The sequence below is a fragment of the Bradyrhizobium sp. UFLA05-125 genome (genome assembly GCF_059803515.1).
This window is the reverse complement of sequence record NZ_JBANBJ010000057.1, coordinates 1-15,875: the sequence shown is the minus strand read 5'-3', so window position 1 is coordinate 15,875 and position 15,875 is coordinate 1. Positions and strand designations below refer to the sequence as shown.

The following is a 15,875-nucleotide window of genomic DNA, read 5'->3' as shown; positions in this document are numbered from 1 at the left end:
AGCATGATCCGGAAAAGTGTGGAGCGGTTTTCCGAAAAGATCATGCTCACACAACAACCTAAAGCGCGATGACGATTCATCCTAATCTCATCGCGCTTTAAGGCGTTGCCTGGATCGAGCGCAGCACCTCTTCGCTAGGCCAGCAATCGACCTTCAACCCTGCCGACTTCTGATAGGCGCCGAGCGCGGCGCGCGTCAGCATGCCCGCCTTGCCGTCGACCTTGTCCTTGTAGAGCCCGATCCGCGTCAGCCCGCGCTGCATCGCCTCGACGTCCTTTGTTCGCAACTGCTTCGAGGCTGACCAGGGTGTCGCAAACGGCAGCGGGCTCGTCATGCGATCGCTGAGATGGCCAACGAACAGCACGTAGAGATCGGAGAAATTGTACTCCTTGATGACGAAGTAGTTTTTCGTGGTCAGGAACGACGGGCCGTAGATGCCTTCAGGCTGGAGCAGCGATGCCGGCTGCGCCAGTTCAGCCGTACTCAGCTTCTGCCCGCGCACCGGCACAAAGCCTTCGCGCAGCCACTGGCCAATCGGCTTCGTCACCTCCGGCACGCCGCTGGTGCAATCGACCTTCGCCGGCGCCTGCACCTCATAGGCCCAGCGTACGCCGCTCTGCCAGCCCTTGTTGACGAGTTGCTGCGCGGCGGAGGCCAGCGCGTCCGGCACCGAATGCCAGATGTCGATGCGGCCGTCGCCGTCGAAATCGACGCCGTGCTTGTAGTATTCGGACGGCAGGAACTGCGTGAGGCCGGTGGCGCCGGCCCATGACGCCCGCATGTCCTTGCGCGTGACCACGCCCTCGCCGAGAATCTTCAGCGCGAGGATGAACTCGTTGCGGTACGTGTCCTTGCGTCGGCCGACATAGGCCTGCGTCGCGAGCACGCGCACGAGATCATAAGGCAGCGTGTAGCGGCCAAAATCGGTCTCACGTCCCCAGATCGCGAGCATGACCGAGGCAGGCACGCCGGAGCTCTTCTCGATTTGGGTCAGCGCGTCACGATATTTCTGCAGGAGCCGCTGCCCCTCGCCGGCAAGCCGCGCGATCGAGGCTTCCTTGATGTAATCAGCCGGCACCTGCACGAACTCGGCCTGGGACGGCGCGCCGGTTGCGGGCCGTCCCGGCAGGATCAGATCAGGCAGCTTGTAATCCGGCTCGAGCCCTGCGGTCTCGCGATCAAACGTCGCGCGCGACACGCCTGCGGCCTGCGCCTCCGGCCAGAGCGAAGCGATGAACTGGGTAAAGGCGGCGTCGGCGGCATGAGCGGACGACCAGCAGCAGGTGATCACCATCACCGCAGCAATGAGCGTCCGCCGCATCATACTGAACTCACCGCGTCAGCTTCTTGTACTTCACGCGATGCGGAATGATGCTGTCCTGGCCGAGGCGGCGCATCTTGTCCTTCTCGTAGTCCTGGAAGTTGCCCTCGAACCATTCGACATGGCTGTCGCCTTCGAAGGCGAGGATGTGGGTCGCGATGCGGTCGAGGAACCAGCGATCGTGGCTGATGATGACGGCGCAGCCGGCAAAATCCTCCAGCGCCTCTTCCAGCGCGCGCAGCGTATCGACGTCGAGGTCGTTGGTCGGCTCGTCGAGCAGCAGGACGTTGGCGCCCGATTTCAGCATCTTGGCGAGATGCACGCGGTTGCGTTCACCGCCTGACAGCGCGCCGACCTTCTTCTGCTGGTCGGCGCCCTTGAAGTTGAACGACGAGCAGTAACCGCGCGAATTCACTTCCTTCTTGCCGAGCAGGATCAGCTCGTTACCGCCGGAGATTTCCTCCCACACCGTCTTCTTGCCGTCGAGCGCATCGCGCGACTGGTCGACATAGCCGAGATGCACGGTCTCGCCGACCGTGATGGTGCCGCTGTCCGGGGTTTCCTGCTCGGTGATCATCTTGAACAGCGTAGTCTTGCCGGCGCCGTTCGCGCCGATCACGCCGACGATGCCGCCGGGCGGCAGCTTGAAAGTGAGATCGTCGATCAAAAGGCGGTCACCATAGCCTTTGCTGAGGCCTTCGAAGTCGACGACATTGGCGCCGAGCCGCTCGGCGACAGGAATGATGATCTGCGCGGTCTGGGTCTGCTTCTCGCTCGCCTGCTTCAACAGCTCTTCATAGCGCTGATAGCGCGCCTTGGATTTTGCCTGACGCGCCTTCGGCGAGGACGCAACCCATTCCTGCTCGCGGGCCAGCGTCTTCTGATGCGCGGCCTCCTCGCGGCCTTCCTGCTCGAGCCGCTTCTGCTTCTGCACCAGCCACGACGAGTAGTTGCCCTCGTAGGGAATGCCGCGACCGCGATCGAGCTCGAGGATCCAGCCCGTGACGTTGTCGAGGAAGTAGCGGTCGTGGGTGACGATCAGGATCGCGCCGGGATAATTGCGCAGATGCCCTTCAAGCCACGACACGGATTCGGCGTCGAGATGGTTGGTCGGCTCGTCCAGCAGCAGCAGCTCGGGCTGGTCGAGCAGCAGCCGGCACAGCGCGACGCGGCGACGCTCACCGCCGGAGAGCTTCGTGACATCGGCATCGTCGGGCGGGCAGCGCAACGCGTCCATGGCCTGGTCGACCTTGCTGTCGAGATCCCAGAGGCCCTGGGCCTCGATCTCGTCCTGGAGCTTGGTCATCTCGTCGGCGGTCTCGTCGGAATAGTTCACCGCAAGCTCGTTGTAGCGGTCGAGGATCGCCTTCTGCTTGGCGACGCCCTGCATGACGTTTTCACGCACCGAGAGCTTGGGGTCGAGGTGCGGTTCCTGCTCGAGATAGCCGACGCGGGCGCCCTCGGCGACCCAGGCCTCGCCGGTGTACTCCTTGTCGAGGCCGGCCATGATCTTGAGCAACGTCGACTTGCCCGAGCCGTTGACGCCGAGCACGCCGATCTTGGCGTCCGGGTAGAAGCTCAGGCGAATGTTGTCGAGCACCTTGCGGGTCGGGTAGCTCTTGGTCAGGCCTTCCATGAAATAGACGAACTGGCGCGCCATCGGTCCCGTGAAACCTTCGATTTGAGGAAACTTGCTTGTCGCCGATGTAGCGATCCTGCCCCTAAAGGGCAACGTTTTCCCTCCGTTCACCACGGATGAATACGGGATGGACACCATCCGGGCAGCCGATCCCTACAATTGAAACCATTTTTTAATAAAGCAGGCCAAAGCTGGTCGTGACGCCACAAAAAGCGCCACCCGCGGCAGAAGCGGCGGGGAGAACAGCGAGGCCGCATCATGGCAATGATCGAGACAACCGCTCATCCCGTCCCGGCGGGAGCCGGAGGCTCCACCCTCTTCGCCGAGCTCCGCGCGTTCTGGGTCCGGTTCTTCGCCACGGCTTTCAACCCCTATCGCCCGGAACTCCACTACATGCGCGGCCCCGGCCCCGCCTGGCGCGCCAAGCACGGCATGGACGCGCCGTTCCGCCTGAAACCGCGCGACCTCTGACGCCCCGCCTGCTGCCGGATTTTTGAAGAGTCCTGCTGCTTGCGCCGGCCGCCGATTGTGCGCAAGCATGGCAAGGTTCGATCGATGGCGCCTCCTTCGCGCGCCATCGCCCCTCGCCATGGATGGACGGTTTTCCCGATGACGCGGCTGCGCTGTGCAATTCTCGACGACTATTTCAACATCGCCCAAGACGTCGCTCACTGGTCGAAGATCTCCGATCGTGTCGACGTGACGGTGTTCAATCACCCCTTCGCCTCCGAGCAGGCTACGGCAGGCGCGCTCGGGGATTTCGAGATCGTCTGTGCGATGCGCGAACGCACGGCGTTTCCCAAGAGCCTGTTCGAGGTGCTCCCCAAGCTGAAGCTGCTGCTGACCTCGGGCATGCGCAACGCCGCGATCGACATGGAAGCGGCGAAAGCGCGCAACGTCGTTGTCTGCGGCACGCAATATTCCCGCGATCCGACCGCCGGGCTCACCATGGGCCTGATCCTGGAATTGACCCGCGGCATCGGCCGCGAGAACGCCCGCATGCATGCGGGCGAACCCTGGCAGAGTTTTGCCGGCATCGAGATCGAGGGCCGGACGCTTGGCGTTGTCGGGCTTGGCAAGCTCGGCAGCAAGGTCGCGGGAATCGCGAAGTCGTTCGGGATGAACGTCATCGCCTGGAGCCCGAATCTGACTGCTGAGAAATGCAAGGAGATCGACGTCGGCTACGCCAGCAAGGAGGAGCTGTTTGCGAAGGCTGATATCATCACCATCCATGTGGTGCTGAGCGAGCGCTCGCGCGGGCTGGTCGGCGGCGCCGATCTCGCGCGGATGAAGCCGACCGCCTATCTCGTCAACACCGCGCGCGGGCCGATCGTCGACGAGGCAGCGCTGCTCGAGGCGCTGCAACAGAAGAAGATCGCGGGTGCGGGCATCGACGTGTTCTCGGTCGAGCCGCTGCCGACCGATCATCCGATCCGCAAGCTCGACAATGTCGTGCTGACACCGCACCTCGGCTACGCCACCGCGGACGGGCTGCGCATCCATTACGGGCAGATGGTCGAGGCGATCGACGCCTGGACGAAGGGTAGCGAGCCGCCGAAGCGGCTGGCCTGAAACGAAAAGGGCGTGCCGATGGCACGCCCTTCGCAATAAGGATCTTTCGAAGCGCTCAGCGTACCGTGACGGGCGCCGGCAGCGGTGGCACCACGGTCGGCTGCCTGCCCGGGGCCGGGCCGGCCTGGGCTGCCATCGGCGCTGGTGCGGCAGCGCCGGGCGCCGGCGCGGCAGATGCGGTCGCCGTTCCCGGCGACGGGCCGCCCGGCATCACGACGACGCGGGTACCGACCTTGACGCGATCGAAGAGGTCGGAGACGTCCTCGTTCAGCATGCCGATGCAGCCCGAGGAGACGAACTTGCCGATCGTCGAGGGCTGGTTGGTGCCGTGGATGCGGTACACCGTCGAGCCGAGATACATTGCGCGCGCGCCGAGCGGATTGCCGGGACCACCAGCCATGAAGCGCGGCAGATAGGGCTGGCGCTCGATCATTTCCGTCGGCGGATGCCAATCTGGCCACTCCGCCTTGCGGGTGATCTTTTGCACACCGGTCCAGGTGAAACCGTCGCGGCCGACACGCACGCCGTAGCGAATCGCGCGGCCATTGCCGAGGACGTAATAGAGGTAGGTGTTCGGGGTATCGACGATGAGCGTACCGGCCGGCTCCTTGGTCTGGAACGCGACCTCCTGGCGACGCAGGTTCGCCGGCAACTCCGTGGGCGCCGCGTCAGGCTGCTCCTCCGGGGGAAGCGCCGCAACCGTCATCGGCGGGCCATTCGGACCGGCAGGCTGCTGCTGGACACCGCCGGTCGCGGCGGGTCCACCGACGCCTTCCGGCGGACGCAGGCCGTCGTCGGCGCCCTGCGGCGCGGCCGGACGGTCGGCATAAATCACCGCAGGCGGGCCGGCGGGCCGGCCATATCGGGGATCATCCGGCGACATCACCGGCCCCTGCGGCGCATTATTGGAATAGACCGGCGGAGCGCCGGCGGGGCGGCCATAGCGCGGATCGTCAGGCGACATCACGGGACCGGACGGGCCGGGCGGCGGCAGCGCGGCGGAGTTCCGCGGCTGCGACGGCATCGCGTCGTCGTCATCCTCGAGCGCGTCGAAATTCGGCACGCGGTCGCCGGGGCGATATTCGGACGGATAGCCCTGCTGATAGACCGGGGCCTGCTGGACCGGATAGCTCTGCTGAGCCTGCGCGAGCGAGGCTCCCGCCGCAGCGGCTGTTGCGGCAGCGCAAATCGTCAGAAAATGTTTGATCATCATCGCCCTAGTTTAGTCCCCAGGCCCGACCGGACCGTTAAGGGGCAAATGGACGAAGATCGCGGCGCATTCAAGACAAAACAGGCCGGTTTGGGCCTGATTTGGTGATTTGTGATCGGCGGCGCGACCGTTGCTCAGGTGCATCACGAAACGGAAATCGCACGGGCCGCAGGTTGCCGGTCTCTCCGCCCCCGATTTTTACGGAAAGGCTCAGGAGTGTTCGGGTATTCTTGAATCAGCCTGATTCGTCCTCCGCGTTGACCTATTTCCCGCGCGGCGAAGGCGGCAAGCCAGTACCGTCACCGCGTTCAGATGGCTCAAGGGCCTCGGCACCAACCTTGCCAAGGCGGAAATTGCCCTTCGATGCTTCCCGGCTTCCGCTTCCTGTTTGCCGCGATCCTGTTGTCAACCTCCATCCTGGTGTTCGGCTTAGGGGCCGCCGCGCTGCTGCGGGCGACGCATGAGCAGTTCGTCAGCAATCCGTCCTGGCGAAACGGCCCGCAGGAGCAGGTGTTCGCACAGGCGAGCGAGCCGCCGCAGCCGGTGCTCGCAACGCTGCGCACCGAGCCGCTGCCGCCCTCGACCTCGGTGCGGGATGAAGTCCCGACCATCGGCCTTCCCGAAAGCGGACCTGAGCAGGCTGCCGCACTGACATCCGAGGTGAGCAGCGCGCCGGTCGTGCCGGTCGCCGGGGAAGCCCCCGCGACTGAGGCTCCCTCTCCGCCAGCCGAGGCTCCGGTGACGCAAACCGCGTCGGCCGAGCCGACGCCCCCAGTCACCGACCCGCTCGCGATCATCGAGGCGGCCCCAACGCCGGCCACAGCAATCGAGCCGCAGCAGGCCGGAGCGACCGTGCCTCCGCCGTCCGAGGGGACCAGAGAGGTCGCGGCGCTCGCCGATCCAGCGACGGCCGCTCCGCAGGATCCGCCGACGAAAGCCAAGGCCGCGAGCGACACGTCCGACAAGCAGGCCGCCAAGCGGCGCGCGAACAAGAAGCGGCAGCGGATCGTGCGCCGGCCGCTACCGCTGCCAGTGCAGGTGCAGCAGATATTCAGTCCCTTTGCCACGCAGCCGCTGCAGCAATACCGGCAGCCGGCCTACGCGGCGACCACCCGCGCCCGTTGAGCGGGCCTCAGGCCGGCCCGGTCGCGATCACCGGGCCGCCCTCCTGGCCCCATTCCGACCATGAGCCGTCATAAAGCGCGGTGTCGGTGATTCCGATCCGGTAAAGCGCGAGCGTCAGCACGCCGGCAGAGACGCCGGAGCCGCAACTCGTCACGATCGGCGCGTCGAGCTTGACGCCCGCGCCGCTGAAGGCCTGCTTGAGATCGGCGAGCGACTTCATTTCGCCGGTCGCGGCATCGAACAATTGGGCATAGGGCACGTTGCGGGCGCCCGGGATGTGGCCGGAGCGGATGCCCGGCCGTGGCTCCGCGGCGCGGCCCTCGAAGCGTTCGGCCGGACGCGCATCGATCACCTGCTCGGCACGGCTTTCGACGTTCGCGATCAACTGCTGCATGCTGCGCACGCGCTTCGAATCATAGCTCGCCTTGAATGTTGCGGGTTTCCGCTTCACCTCGCCGCTCTCGACCGGACGTCCCTCGGCGCGCCACTTCTTCAGGCCGCCGTTGAGGATACGCACATTGCTGTGGCCGTAGGACAGGAACATCCACCACGCGCGTGGCGCCGCGACCCAGCCGCCGGCATCGTAGATCACGACGGTATCGGCATTGCTGACGCCGAGACTGCCGACGTCGCGGCCGAACTGCTCGGCGCTCGGAAACATGTGCGGCAACGGATTGGAGTGGTCGGATACAGCATCGACATCGAAGAACACCGCGCCCGGCAGATGCGCGGCGAGATAGTCGTCCTTCGGCAGCGGCAGCACACCCGGCAGCTTGAAGGTGGCATCGAGCACCGTCAATTTGGCGTCGCCAATGTGGGCGGCGAGCCATTCGGTGGAGACGAGGGGATCGGTGGTGGTGGCGTCAGTCATTGATGTAGTCTCCGGCAACTTTCTAGGTCGTCATGGCCGGGCTTGTCCCGGCCATCCACGCCTTGCTTGTGTCGCGAAAGAACGTGGATGCCCGGGACAAGCCCGGGCATGACGTCGTGGCTGATAGCTCGGTCCCAGTCAGGCTTTCTTCTTCGGCTCCCACTTTTCCACCGGGCCGCCGGCGTCGCGCCAGGCAGCATAGCCGCCGGCGATGTGGGCAACGGGCTTGAGGCCCATGTCCTGCGCGGTCTTGGCTGCGAGCGCGGAACGAAGGCCGCCGGCGCAGTGGAAAACGAACTTCTTGTCCTCCTGGAAGATCGGTTTTGCGTAGGGGCTCTGCGGATCGATCCAGAATTCGAGCATGCCGCGGGTGCAGGCAAACGCGCCGGGGATACGGCCGTCGCGCTCGATCTCGCGGGGGTCGCGGATGTCGACGATGACAACGTCGCCGTTCTTGGAGATTTCGATGGCGTCCTTGGCCGACAGCGTTTCGATCTCGGCATTGGCCTCGTCGATCAGCGCCTTGATGCCGCGGGTGATATTTTGGGGCATGTGCTTCTCCCTCTTGTTGTCACGCTCGTCGTTCCGGGGCGATGCATAGCATCGAACCCGGAACCTCGATCAACAATTACGACCTCGAGATTCCGGACTCGCGCTACGCGCGCCCCGGAATGACGGGATGCTAGTGCGTCAACTCCTTCATCGCCCCCTCAAGCCCCTCGATGGTGATCGGGAACATGCGGTTGGCGAAGATGCGGCGAATGATCGTGGTCGATTCCGAATAGTCCCAGTGCTTCTGCTGCACCGGGTTCAGCCACGCCGCATGCGGATAGGTGCGGATGATGCGATCGAGCCAGACCGAGCCCGGCTCCTCGTTGACGTGCTCGACCGAGCCGCCCGGCACCATGATCTCATAAGGCGACATCGAGGCGTCGCCGACGAATACGACCTTGTAGTCGTGCGGATATTTATGCAGCACGTCCCAGGTCGGCGTGCGGTCGGTGAAACGCCGCTTGTTCTGCTTCCACACGCCCTCATAGAGGCAGTTGTGGAAGTAGAAATACTCCATGTGCTTGAACTCGCTTTTCGCCGCCGAGAACAATTCCTCGACCTGCTCGATATGCGAATCCATCGAGCCGCCAATGTCGAAGAACACCAGGAGCTTGACTGCGTTGCGCCGCTCGGGGCGCATGACGACGTCGAGATAGCCGTGGTTGGCGGTTTGCTTGATCGTATTGTCGAGATCGAGCTCGTCCGGCGCGCCGGTGCGGGCGAACTTGCGAAGGCGGCGCAGCGCGACCTTGATGTTGCGGATGCCGAGCTCGACATTGCCGTCGAGATCCCTGAACTCGCGCTTGTCCCACACTTTCACGGCGCGGTTGTTGCGGTTCTTCTCCTGCCCGATGCGCACGCCCTCGGGATTGTAGCCATAGGCACCGAACGGCGAGGTGCCGGCGGTGCCGATCCATTTGCTGCCGCCCTGATGGCGGCCCTTCTGTTCCTCGAGCCGCTTCTTCAGGGTCTCCATGAGCTTGTCCCAGCCCATAGCCTCGATCTGCTTCTTCTCTTCCTCGGTGAGGTATTTCTCGGCGAGCTTCTTCAGCCACTCCTCGGGAATCTCCGCCTTGTCCATGGCGTCGAGCAGGCTTTCCAGTCCCTTGAACACGGTGCCGAAGACGCGGTCGAACTTGTCGAGATTCCGCTCATCCTTCACCAGTGAGGCGCGCGACAGGTAGTAGAAATTCTCGACCGTAAAGTCCGCGAGGTCGGCGTCGAGCGCCTCCATCAGCGTGAGGTATTCGCGCAGCGTCACAGGGACCTGCGCGTCGCGCAATGAGGTGAAGAATTGGAGGAACATGAGTAAGAGATTGCCCGTCGGATTGCTCCCGTCAAGGGGCGAGACGGGTCGCCACGCTCTGGACCGGGAGGCTTTTTGCTCTAGAATTGCTGCAGTTGAGGCTTGGTTTTGGGGATCTTTGCCATGGGAATTGTCGCAGCGCTGATCATCGGAGCGATCGCCGGCTGGCTCGCGGGGAAAATTGTCCACGGGGCGGGATTTGGACTGGTCGGCAACATCGTGGTCGGCATCATCGGCGCGCTGGTTGCGGGCTGGATCCTGCCGCAGCTCGGCATCGGGCTCGCCACCGGCACGTTCGGCTCGATCCTGGACGCTACGATCGGCGCGGTGATTGTGCTGGTCATCCTTTCGCTGATAAGACGGGCCTGAACAGCTTGACCTAATCCGGAACGGCCGCTCGAAGCGGCCGTTCTCATGTTGTGGCGGAGGTACACCTCGCCCGATGATCAACAAGGACGCTCGATGAAGTTTACCGGCACCAAGGACTATGTTGCGACCGACGATCTCAAGGTCGCCGTCAACGCCTCAATCGTGCTGGAGCGACCGCTTTTGGTGAAGGGCGAACCCGGCACCGGCAAGACCGTGCTCGCCGAGGAAGTGGCGAAAGCGTTGAACGCCCCGCTTCTAACCTGGCACATCAAGTCCACCACCAAGGCGCAGCAGGGCCTCTACGAATACGATGCGGTATCGCGCCTGCGCGACAGCCAGCTCGGCGACGCGCGCGTGTCCGACATCAAGAACTACATCAAGCGCGGCAAGCTGTGGGACGCCTTCACCGCCGAGCAGCGCCCGGTGCTGCTGATCGACGAGATCGACAAGGCCGACATCGAGTTTCCGAACGACCTACTGCTCGAGCTCGACCGCATGGAATTCCATGTCTACGAGACCGGCGAGACGATCAAGGCCAAGCAGCGCCCGATCATGATGATCACCTCCAACAACGAGAAGGAGCTGCCGGATGCCTTCCTGCGCCGCTGCTTCTTCCACTACATCAAGTTCCCCGACGCCGAGACCATGGGCCGCATCGTCGACGTCCACTTCCCCGGCATCAAGAAGCGCCTCGTCGAAGAGGCCCTGCGCATCTTCTTCGAGGTGCGCGAGGTGCCCGGTCTGAAGAAGAAGCCCTCGACCTCCGAGCTGCTCGACTGGCTGAAGCTGCTGCTCAACGAGGAGATGACACCGGAGCAACTGCGCGAACGCGACCCGCGCAAACTGATCCCGCCGCTGCACGGCGCCCTGCTCAAGAACGAGCAGGATGTGCACCTGTTCGAGCGGCTGGCATTCTTGAGCCGGCGGGAGGTTTAAGCCCTCCCCAGTTGCAACGGCGCAGCGCCGTTGCTCAAAACTTCGGTGTCATTCCCCGCGAAAGCGGGGAATCCAGTACGCCGCGGTCTCTCCGTACCCTCGCGCTGCCTCTGGAATTACTGGATCGCCCGCTTTCGCGGGCGATGACGGCGAGGGCGTGGTGCGCGCGTGCTCCAATCTCGTCATTGCGAGGAGCGACGAAGCAATCCAGACTATCTCCGTTTGAACCGGCACGTAGCCGCTCACGACTACAACTGAGCCGGGCCAGCTCGTAGGGTGGGTTAGCGTCAGCGTAACCCACCACTTCCGTAACGGGTGGAAAGCAAAGAGGTGGGTTACGCTTCGCTACCCCACCCTACGAAGAAGCGCCCTCACGCCACCGCTGTTTCCGGCACGTTTGCCGCTTCCATAGGCTTCCTGCCGCGGATCAGGTCGGAGGCGCGGTCGGCGATCATCATCGTGGATGCGTTCAAGTTCGCCGAGATCATGCGCGGCATCACCGAGGCGTCGACGACGCGCAGGCCCTGCAGGCCGTGGACGCGGAGCTGGTCGTCGACCACGGCCCAGGTGGACTCGGCCGGGCCCATGCGGCAGGTGCAACCGGGGTGGAAGGTGGTGGTGCCGCGCTCGGTGGCGGCGTGCAGGAATTCGTCGTCGCTGTTGACGTTGGGCCCGGGGAAATCCTCATAGGCGTAATAGGGCGAGAGCGGCGCCGACTTCAAAAGCCTGCGCGCGAGCTTCATGCCGCCGACGATGACGCGGCGGTCGAGCTCGGCGTCGAGATAGTTGGTCTGGATGATTGGCGGCGCAAAGGGATCGCTCGAGCGGATGCGCACATGGCCGCGACTTTCGGGACGCTGCTGCCAGGAGGCGACCGTCATGCCGGGCTCGTCCTCGAGCTGTCCCTGCACGCCTTCCTTGTAGCTCGCCGGCGTGAAGGTGAGCTGGAGGTCCGAGCGATCCGGGCTCTCGCCCGAATACCAGAAGCAATAGACCATGGTCGGCGACAGCGAGAGGAGGCCGCGGCGTGCGGTGGCCCATTTCATCGCCTCGACCCAGAGACGCCAGCCGCGGCGGAGCTCATTGATGGTCTTGATGTCCTTCACCCGCGCCACCGTGCGCGGCGCATAATGATCCTGCAGGCCTTCGCCGACCGGCAGCGCATGACGCACGGCGATGCCGTACTGTTGCAAGAGATCTGGCGAGCCGACGCCGGAGAGCTGGAGGAGCTGCGGCGAGTTGTAGGCGCCGCCCGACAGGATCACTTCCTTGTTGGCGCGCACCTCGACCGGCGTGCCGCCCCGGCCGCCCTTGCTATAGCGTACGCCGACGGCGCGCTTACCGTCGAAGATGATCTCGGTCGCGTGCGCATGCGTGTGCACATGCAGATTGGACCGCTTCATCGCGGGCTTGAGGAACGCAGTCACACCGGAGACGCGCAGGCCCTTCTCGATGGTGCGCTGGCAATAGGAAACGCCTTCCTGCTTGGCGCCGTTGTAATCGGGATTGCGCGGGATGCCGAGCGACACGGCGCCGTCCATGAAGGCTTCGCAGAGCGGATCACGCCACTCCATGGTGGTGACGGTGAGGCTGCCATCGCGGCCGCGATAAAGCGCCTCGCCCTCGCCGACCCGCTTCTCCAGCCGCTTGAAATATGGCAGCACATCGGCATAGCTCCAGCCGCGATTGCCCATCTGCGCCCAGGTGTCGAAATCGAGATTCTGGCCGCGGTTGTAGATGTGACCGTTGATCGAGGACGAGCCGCCGAGCGTCTTGCCGCGAGGCGCGTAGATGCTGCGGCCGCCGGTCCAGGGCCCTACCTCCTGCTCGTAGGCCCAGTTGATGCTCTTCATGTGAAAGGTCTTGATGAAGCCCGCCGGCAGATGGATGTAGGGATGCCAGTCGCTCGGGCCCGCCTCGAGCACACACACGCTGGTGTTGGAGTCTTCGCTGAGCCGGTTCGCGAGCACGCAGCCGGCGGAGCCGGCGCCGACGATTACATAATCAAATCTGTCCATCTTGCCTCGAACCGCCTCAGCGCGGCTTGTCGTTGAGTTGATAGGTCAAATGCGCCTTCACCGTCGGCCATTCGGCTGCGGTGATGCTGTAAACCACGGTGTCGCGCAGCGTGCCGTTCGGCGCCACCTGATGGCTGCGCAAGATGCCGTCCTGCTTGGCCCCTAACCGCTCGATGGCACGCCGGCTCTGGTGATTGAAGAAGTGCGTGCGGAATTCCACCGCAATGCAGTTGAGCTGCTCGAAGGCATGGGTCAGCAACAGCAGCTTGCACTGCGTGTTGAGCGGGCCGCGCTGCGCGCTCTTGGCGTACCAGGTCGAGCCGATCTCGACGCGGCGGTTGGTCGCATCGATGTTCATGTAGGTGGTCTGGCCGACGATCTTGCCCTCGGCGTCGAACACGGTGAAAGGCAGCATGGAGCCCGCGGCCTGGAGGCCAAGGCGCCGGTCGATTTCCTTCGCCATGTTCTCAGGCTTGGGGATCGCGGTGTACCAGAGCTTCTGGAGTTCGCCGTCCTTCACGGCCTCCACCAAGGCGTCGCGATGCTGATGCGACAGCGGCTCGAGCCGCGCATGCTCGCCGCGGAGGGTGATTGGATCAGGCCAGGGCATTGATGGTGTCTCCTTCGTCATTGCGAGCAACGAAGCGACGAAGCAATCCAGGCTGCAAGCCCTCATCCTGAGGAGCGCGGAACGCGCGTCTCGAAGGATGAAGGCCCGGCCGGTGGCCTCGCCCTTCGAGACGCGCGCCGATGGCGCGCTCCTCAGGGTGAGGGTCTTCTGGATTACTTCGCTTCGTTCGCAATAACGACTTGTCTCACTTATTCAGAAAATTCAACGGCAATCCGCCGCGCGGCCAGTCCATGGCGATCAGCTCACCCTTGCCCGACAGCGTGATGTAGGCGGTCTTGAGCTCGGGGCCACCGAAGGCGATGTTGGTTGTGACGCGGTCGCCGGTCGGGACCTGCTCGACCAGCCTGCCATCCGGCGCGATCACCGAGATGCAAGCTGAGACCAGCGTTGCAACGCAGACATTGCCGTTGGCCTCGACCGCAAGCGAGTCGAACATCTGATAGCCGCCGAGCCCCGCGATCGGCTTGCCGCGCTCGCCGCGATAGATCACTTCGCGCGGCTTCAGGCTGCCGGGCGCTGCGAGCTCATAGGCCCAGAGCCGCGCGGTCGGCGTCTCCGCGATGTAGACGGTGTTCTCATCCGGCGACAGGCCGATGCCGTTCGCCGGCAGCACGCCGTGCACGACCTCGACGATCTCCTGCATCCCGGGCTTGAGATAATACATCCCGCCGACATCCATGTCGCGCGCACGACGCTTTCCGAGGTCGGAGAACCACAGGCCGCCATGCCGGTCGAAGACGAGATCATTGGGACCGCGCAGGTCATGCTCGCCGCATTTGGTCACGACCGTCTCGACCTTGCCCGATTGCAGATCGACCCGCTGGATCGAGCCACCGAGATAATCGTCGGGCTGCGGGCCCGGCATGATCATCTTGCCGGTCGGGATCCAGGAGAAGCCGCCATTGTTGCAGACGTAGATCTTGCCGTCGGGGCCGAGCGCCGCGCCGTTCGGTCCGCCCGGCATTTTTGCGACGATCTCTTTCCGTCCGTCGGGATAAACGCGCGTGAGCCGTGCCCCGCGAATTTCCACCAGTACGACCGAGCCGTCGGGCATCACCACCGGGCCTTCCGGAAACTCGAGATCGGTGGCGATTAGGCGGATGCTGGACATCGGAAACCTCCCGGCTTTTTATCGCGTCGCCGGGATGTCCGATGGCGGTCCGGCACGCAGGTTTGCGTGCCGTTATGACAAAGGCGCTTCCGTTTGCCAAGCAAGCGGCCGGGTATGCCAGCGTTGCGCAGCCCTACTCCTTCACCGGCACCCAAATCTCGAAGCCGCCATTGCCTGTCTTGGGATCGAACTTTTCGTCATAGCGTTCGAAATTCGGCGCGTCCGCGGCCTTCAGGCTCGATGCCGGCAGCCACTGATTCCAGATCGTGTTGACGGTTCGGCGGATCGAGGCGACGTGGTCGGTGTGAGTGAACACCGCGTAGCGCTGTTCGGGAATCCGGATGCGTCCGAAGCGCCGCGGCAGGTCAGAGAAATCGGAGACCTCGACGCCGGCGATATAGTCGAAATTGCCGGCATCGTCGCCGTTGCAGCAGACGCCATAGGCGACTTGACCTTTCCCTTGCGCCACTTGCGCTGGAATGTCGGCGACCTCCTGATGGAAGCGATGCCACAGGCCCGGGATGGCGGCGCCGTTGTCACAGGAGATGCGCTCAGCGATGCCTGCGACGAGGAACGCCTTGGCGGTTTCGAAACGAGGCGGTGCGAGATTGTCGAGCATGGTTGAGTCCATGAGGATCGGCTCCTGAAGCTTGAGGTGTTTGACGCACGTCGCCGCCCTGACCGCTTCGGGTGTCACGCCGAAATGGTCGCGGAACGCGCGGGTGAAGGCTTCGTGAGATCCGTAGTCCGCATCCAGCGCCAGCGACAAAATGTCCGGCGCACCGCGCGCCAAGTTACGCGCGGCCTCGGTGAGCCGCCGCGCCCGCACGTAGCGCATCACCGGAAAGCCGGTCGCCGCGGCAAACGCCCGCACCATATGGAAGCGTGACACGCCACCGATCTCGGCGATCTCGTCGAGCGTCAGCGGCTCGGCGAGATGGCTTTCGATGAACCAGAGTGCACGCTGGGCTGGGTTCATGAACTAGAGGTCCTCATTCGAAGCGCGGCGATGTTGCACCTCGCCGCTGCAACGCGCTTGATCGGCATTGCTGTCGCACACGTACGGTTTCGTAGGGTGGGTTAGCCGAAGGCGTAACCCACCACGCCACTGGCGAGATAAGCGGTGGGTTACGCTTCGCTAACCCACCCTTGTAATAGCGCAATCAGATATTGTCGGGGTGTTCCGAGAGGAATGGCCTGCCGCGACTGCAACC

Annotated in this window: 15 protein-coding genes; 5 read left to right on the top strand and 10 right to left on the bottom strand. The window is 64.1% G+C overall.

Going from position 1 to position 15,875, the window contains the following annotated elements; genetic code table 11:
- Positions 1 to 97: 97 nt before the first annotated feature.
- Positions 98 to 1,324 (bottom strand): lytic murein transglycosylase, encoded by a 1,227-nt coding sequence (locus SO156_RS33665; protein ID WP_498537782.1) that lies wholly within the window; start codon positions 1,322 to 1,324, stop codon positions 98 to 100.
- Positions 1,325 to 1,331: 7 nt separating this feature from the next.
- Positions 1,332 to 2,981, bottom strand: a complete 1,650-nt coding sequence (ettA, locus tag SO156_RS33660; protein ID WP_498537781.1) for an energy-dependent translational throttle protein EttA — start codon at positions 2,979 to 2,981, stop codon at positions 1,332 to 1,334.
- Positions 2,982 to 3,218: 237 nt separating this feature from the next.
- On the opposite strand from ettA, the gene SO156_RS33655 reads away from it, so the two are divergent.
- Positions 3,219 to 3,431 carry a hypothetical protein gene (locus SO156_RS33655; RefSeq protein WP_458147629.1) on the top strand — a complete coding sequence of 71 codons (213 nt, stop codon included), beginning with the start codon at positions 3,219 to 3,221 and terminating at the stop codon, positions 3,429 to 3,431.
- 138 nt (positions 3,432 to 3,569) lie between these two features.
- Positions 3,570 to 4,532 (top strand): D-2-hydroxyacid dehydrogenase family protein, encoded by a 963-nt coding sequence (locus SO156_RS33650; protein ID WP_498537780.1) that lies wholly within the window; start codon positions 3,570 to 3,572, stop codon positions 4,530 to 4,532.
- A 55-nt stretch (positions 4,533 to 4,587) separates the two neighbouring features.
- Here SO156_RS33650 and SO156_RS33645 read toward each other — a convergent pair whose 3' ends face one another.
- A complete protein-coding gene (locus SO156_RS33645) occupies positions 4,588 to 5,745 on the bottom strand; it encodes a L,D-transpeptidase (RefSeq protein ID WP_458147631.1) in 1,158 nt (385 codons plus the stop codon).
- Between the two features lie 360 nt (positions 5,746 to 6,105).
- Between SO156_RS33645 and SO156_RS33640 the strand changes: the two genes are divergently transcribed.
- On the top strand, positions 6,106 to 6,867 hold the full coding sequence (locus SO156_RS33640; protein WP_498537779.1) for a hypothetical protein: 762 nt from the start codon (positions 6,106 to 6,108) through the stop codon (positions 6,865 to 6,867).
- 7 nt (positions 6,868 to 6,874) lie between these two features.
- Here SO156_RS33640 and sseA read toward each other — a convergent pair whose 3' ends face one another.
- From sseA to SO156_RS33625, 3 genes are all read right to left on the bottom strand, one after another.
- Positions 6,875 to 7,738: a 3-mercaptopyruvate sulfurtransferase gene (sseA, locus tag SO156_RS33635; protein WP_498537778.1), complete on the bottom strand. Its 864-nt coding sequence runs from the start codon at positions 7,736 to 7,738 to the stop codon at positions 6,875 to 6,877.
- 138 nt (positions 7,739 to 7,876) lie between these two features.
- Complete coding sequence (locus SO156_RS33630; protein ID WP_458147634.1) at positions 7,877 to 8,290, bottom strand: rhodanese-like domain-containing protein; 414 nt, start codon at positions 8,288 to 8,290, stop codon at positions 7,877 to 7,879.
- Between the two features lie 130 nt (positions 8,291 to 8,420).
- Entirely contained in the window at positions 8,421 to 9,596 is a 1,176-nt protein-coding gene (locus tag SO156_RS33625; protein ID WP_498537777.1) for a vWA domain-containing protein, read from the bottom strand.
- Positions 9,597 to 9,719: 123 nt separating this feature from the next.
- Between SO156_RS33625 and SO156_RS33620 the strand changes: the two genes are divergently transcribed.
- The gene (locus SO156_RS33620; protein WP_458147636.1) at positions 9,720 to 9,965 is read left to right on the top strand and encodes a GlsB/YeaQ/YmgE family stress response membrane protein; all 246 of its coding nucleotides are present in this window, start codon (positions 9,720 to 9,722) and stop codon (positions 9,963 to 9,965) included.
- Positions 9,966 to 10,058: 93 nt separating this feature from the next.
- Complete coding sequence (locus SO156_RS33615; RefSeq protein ID WP_027522430.1) at positions 10,059 to 10,901, top strand: AAA family ATPase; 843 nt, start codon at positions 10,059 to 10,061, stop codon at positions 10,899 to 10,901.
- A gap of 371 nt (positions 10,902 to 11,272) precedes the next feature.
- Here the strand turns inward: SO156_RS33615 and SO156_RS33610 are convergent, their stop codons facing one another.
- The 4 genes from SO156_RS33610 to SO156_RS33595 all read right to left on the bottom strand — a co-directional run bounded on the left by SO156_RS33610 (position 11,273) and on the right by SO156_RS33595 (position 15,640).
- Positions 11,273 to 12,919 carry a GMC family oxidoreductase gene (locus tag SO156_RS33610; protein WP_498537776.1) on the bottom strand — a complete coding sequence of 549 codons (1,647 nt, stop codon included), beginning with the start codon at positions 12,917 to 12,919 and terminating at the stop codon, positions 11,273 to 11,275.
- 16 nt (positions 12,920 to 12,935) lie between these two features.
- A complete protein-coding gene (locus tag SO156_RS33605) occupies positions 12,936 to 13,529 on the bottom strand; it encodes a GNAT family N-acetyltransferase (protein WP_458147638.1) in 594 nt (197 codons plus the stop codon).
- Positions 13,530 to 13,734: 205 nt separating this feature from the next.
- Positions 13,735 to 14,661: an SMP-30/gluconolactonase/LRE family protein gene (locus tag SO156_RS33600; RefSeq protein WP_498537775.1), complete on the bottom strand. Its 927-nt coding sequence runs from the start codon at positions 14,659 to 14,661 to the stop codon at positions 13,735 to 13,737.
- A 133-nt stretch (positions 14,662 to 14,794) separates the two neighbouring features.
- Positions 14,795 to 15,640, bottom strand: coding sequence for an AraC family transcriptional regulator (locus SO156_RS33595; protein ID WP_458147640.1), 846 nt, complete (start codon positions 15,638 to 15,640; stop codon positions 14,795 to 14,797).
- Between the last annotated feature and the right edge of the window lie 235 nt (positions 15,641 to 15,875).

Excerpts from the sequence above, each read along its gene's own strand:
- SO156_RS33650 (WP_498537780.1), top strand. The coding sequence starts at position 3,570 with ATGACGCGGCTGCGCTGTGCAATTCTCGACGACTATTTCAACATCGCC.
- sseA (WP_498537778.1), bottom strand. The coding sequence starts at position 7,738 with ATGACTGACGCCACCACCACCGATCCCCTCGTCTCCACCGAATGGCTC.
- SO156_RS33595 (WP_458147640.1), bottom strand. The coding sequence starts at position 15,640 with ATGAACCCAGCCCAGCGTGCACTCTGGTTCATCGAAAGCCATCTCGCC.
- SO156_RS33600 (WP_498537775.1), bottom strand. The coding sequence starts at position 14,661 with ATGTCCAGCATCCGCCTAATCGCCACCGATCTCGAGTTTCCGGAAGGC.
- SO156_RS33610 (WP_498537776.1), bottom strand. The coding sequence starts at position 12,919 with ATGGACAGATTTGATTATGTAATCGTCGGCGCCGGCTCCGCCGGCTGC.
- SO156_RS33620 (WP_458147636.1), top strand. The coding sequence starts at position 9,720 with ATGGGAATTGTCGCAGCGCTGATCATCGGAGCGATCGCCGGCTGGCTC.
- SO156_RS33630 (WP_458147634.1), bottom strand. The coding sequence starts at position 8,290 with ATGCCCCAAAATATCACCCGCGGCATCAAGGCGCTGATCGACGAGGCC.
- SO156_RS33605 (WP_458147638.1), bottom strand. The coding sequence starts at position 13,529 with ATGCCCTGGCCTGATCCAATCACCCTCCGCGGCGAGCATGCGCGGCTC.
- SO156_RS33655 (WP_458147629.1), top strand. The coding sequence starts at position 3,219 with ATGGCAATGATCGAGACAACCGCTCATCCCGTCCCGGCGGGAGCCGGA.
- ettA (WP_498537781.1), bottom strand. The coding sequence starts at position 2,981 with ATGGCGCGCCAGTTCGTCTATTTCATGGAAGGCCTGACCAAGAGCTAC.
- SO156_RS33615 (WP_027522430.1), top strand. The coding sequence starts at position 10,059 with ATGAAGTTTACCGGCACCAAGGACTATGTTGCGACCGACGATCTCAAG.
- SO156_RS33625 (WP_498537777.1), bottom strand. The coding sequence starts at position 9,596 with ATGTTCCTCCAATTCTTCACCTCATTGCGCGACGCGCAGGTCCCTGTG.
- SO156_RS33645 (WP_458147631.1), bottom strand. The coding sequence starts at position 5,745 with ATGATGATCAAACATTTTCTGACGATTTGCGCTGCCGCAACAGCCGCT.
- SO156_RS33665 (WP_498537782.1), bottom strand. The coding sequence starts at position 1,324 with ATGATGCGGCGGACGCTCATTGCTGCGGTGATGGTGATCACCTGCTGC.
- SO156_RS33640 (WP_498537779.1), top strand. The coding sequence starts at position 6,106 with ATGCTTCCCGGCTTCCGCTTCCTGTTTGCCGCGATCCTGTTGTCAACC.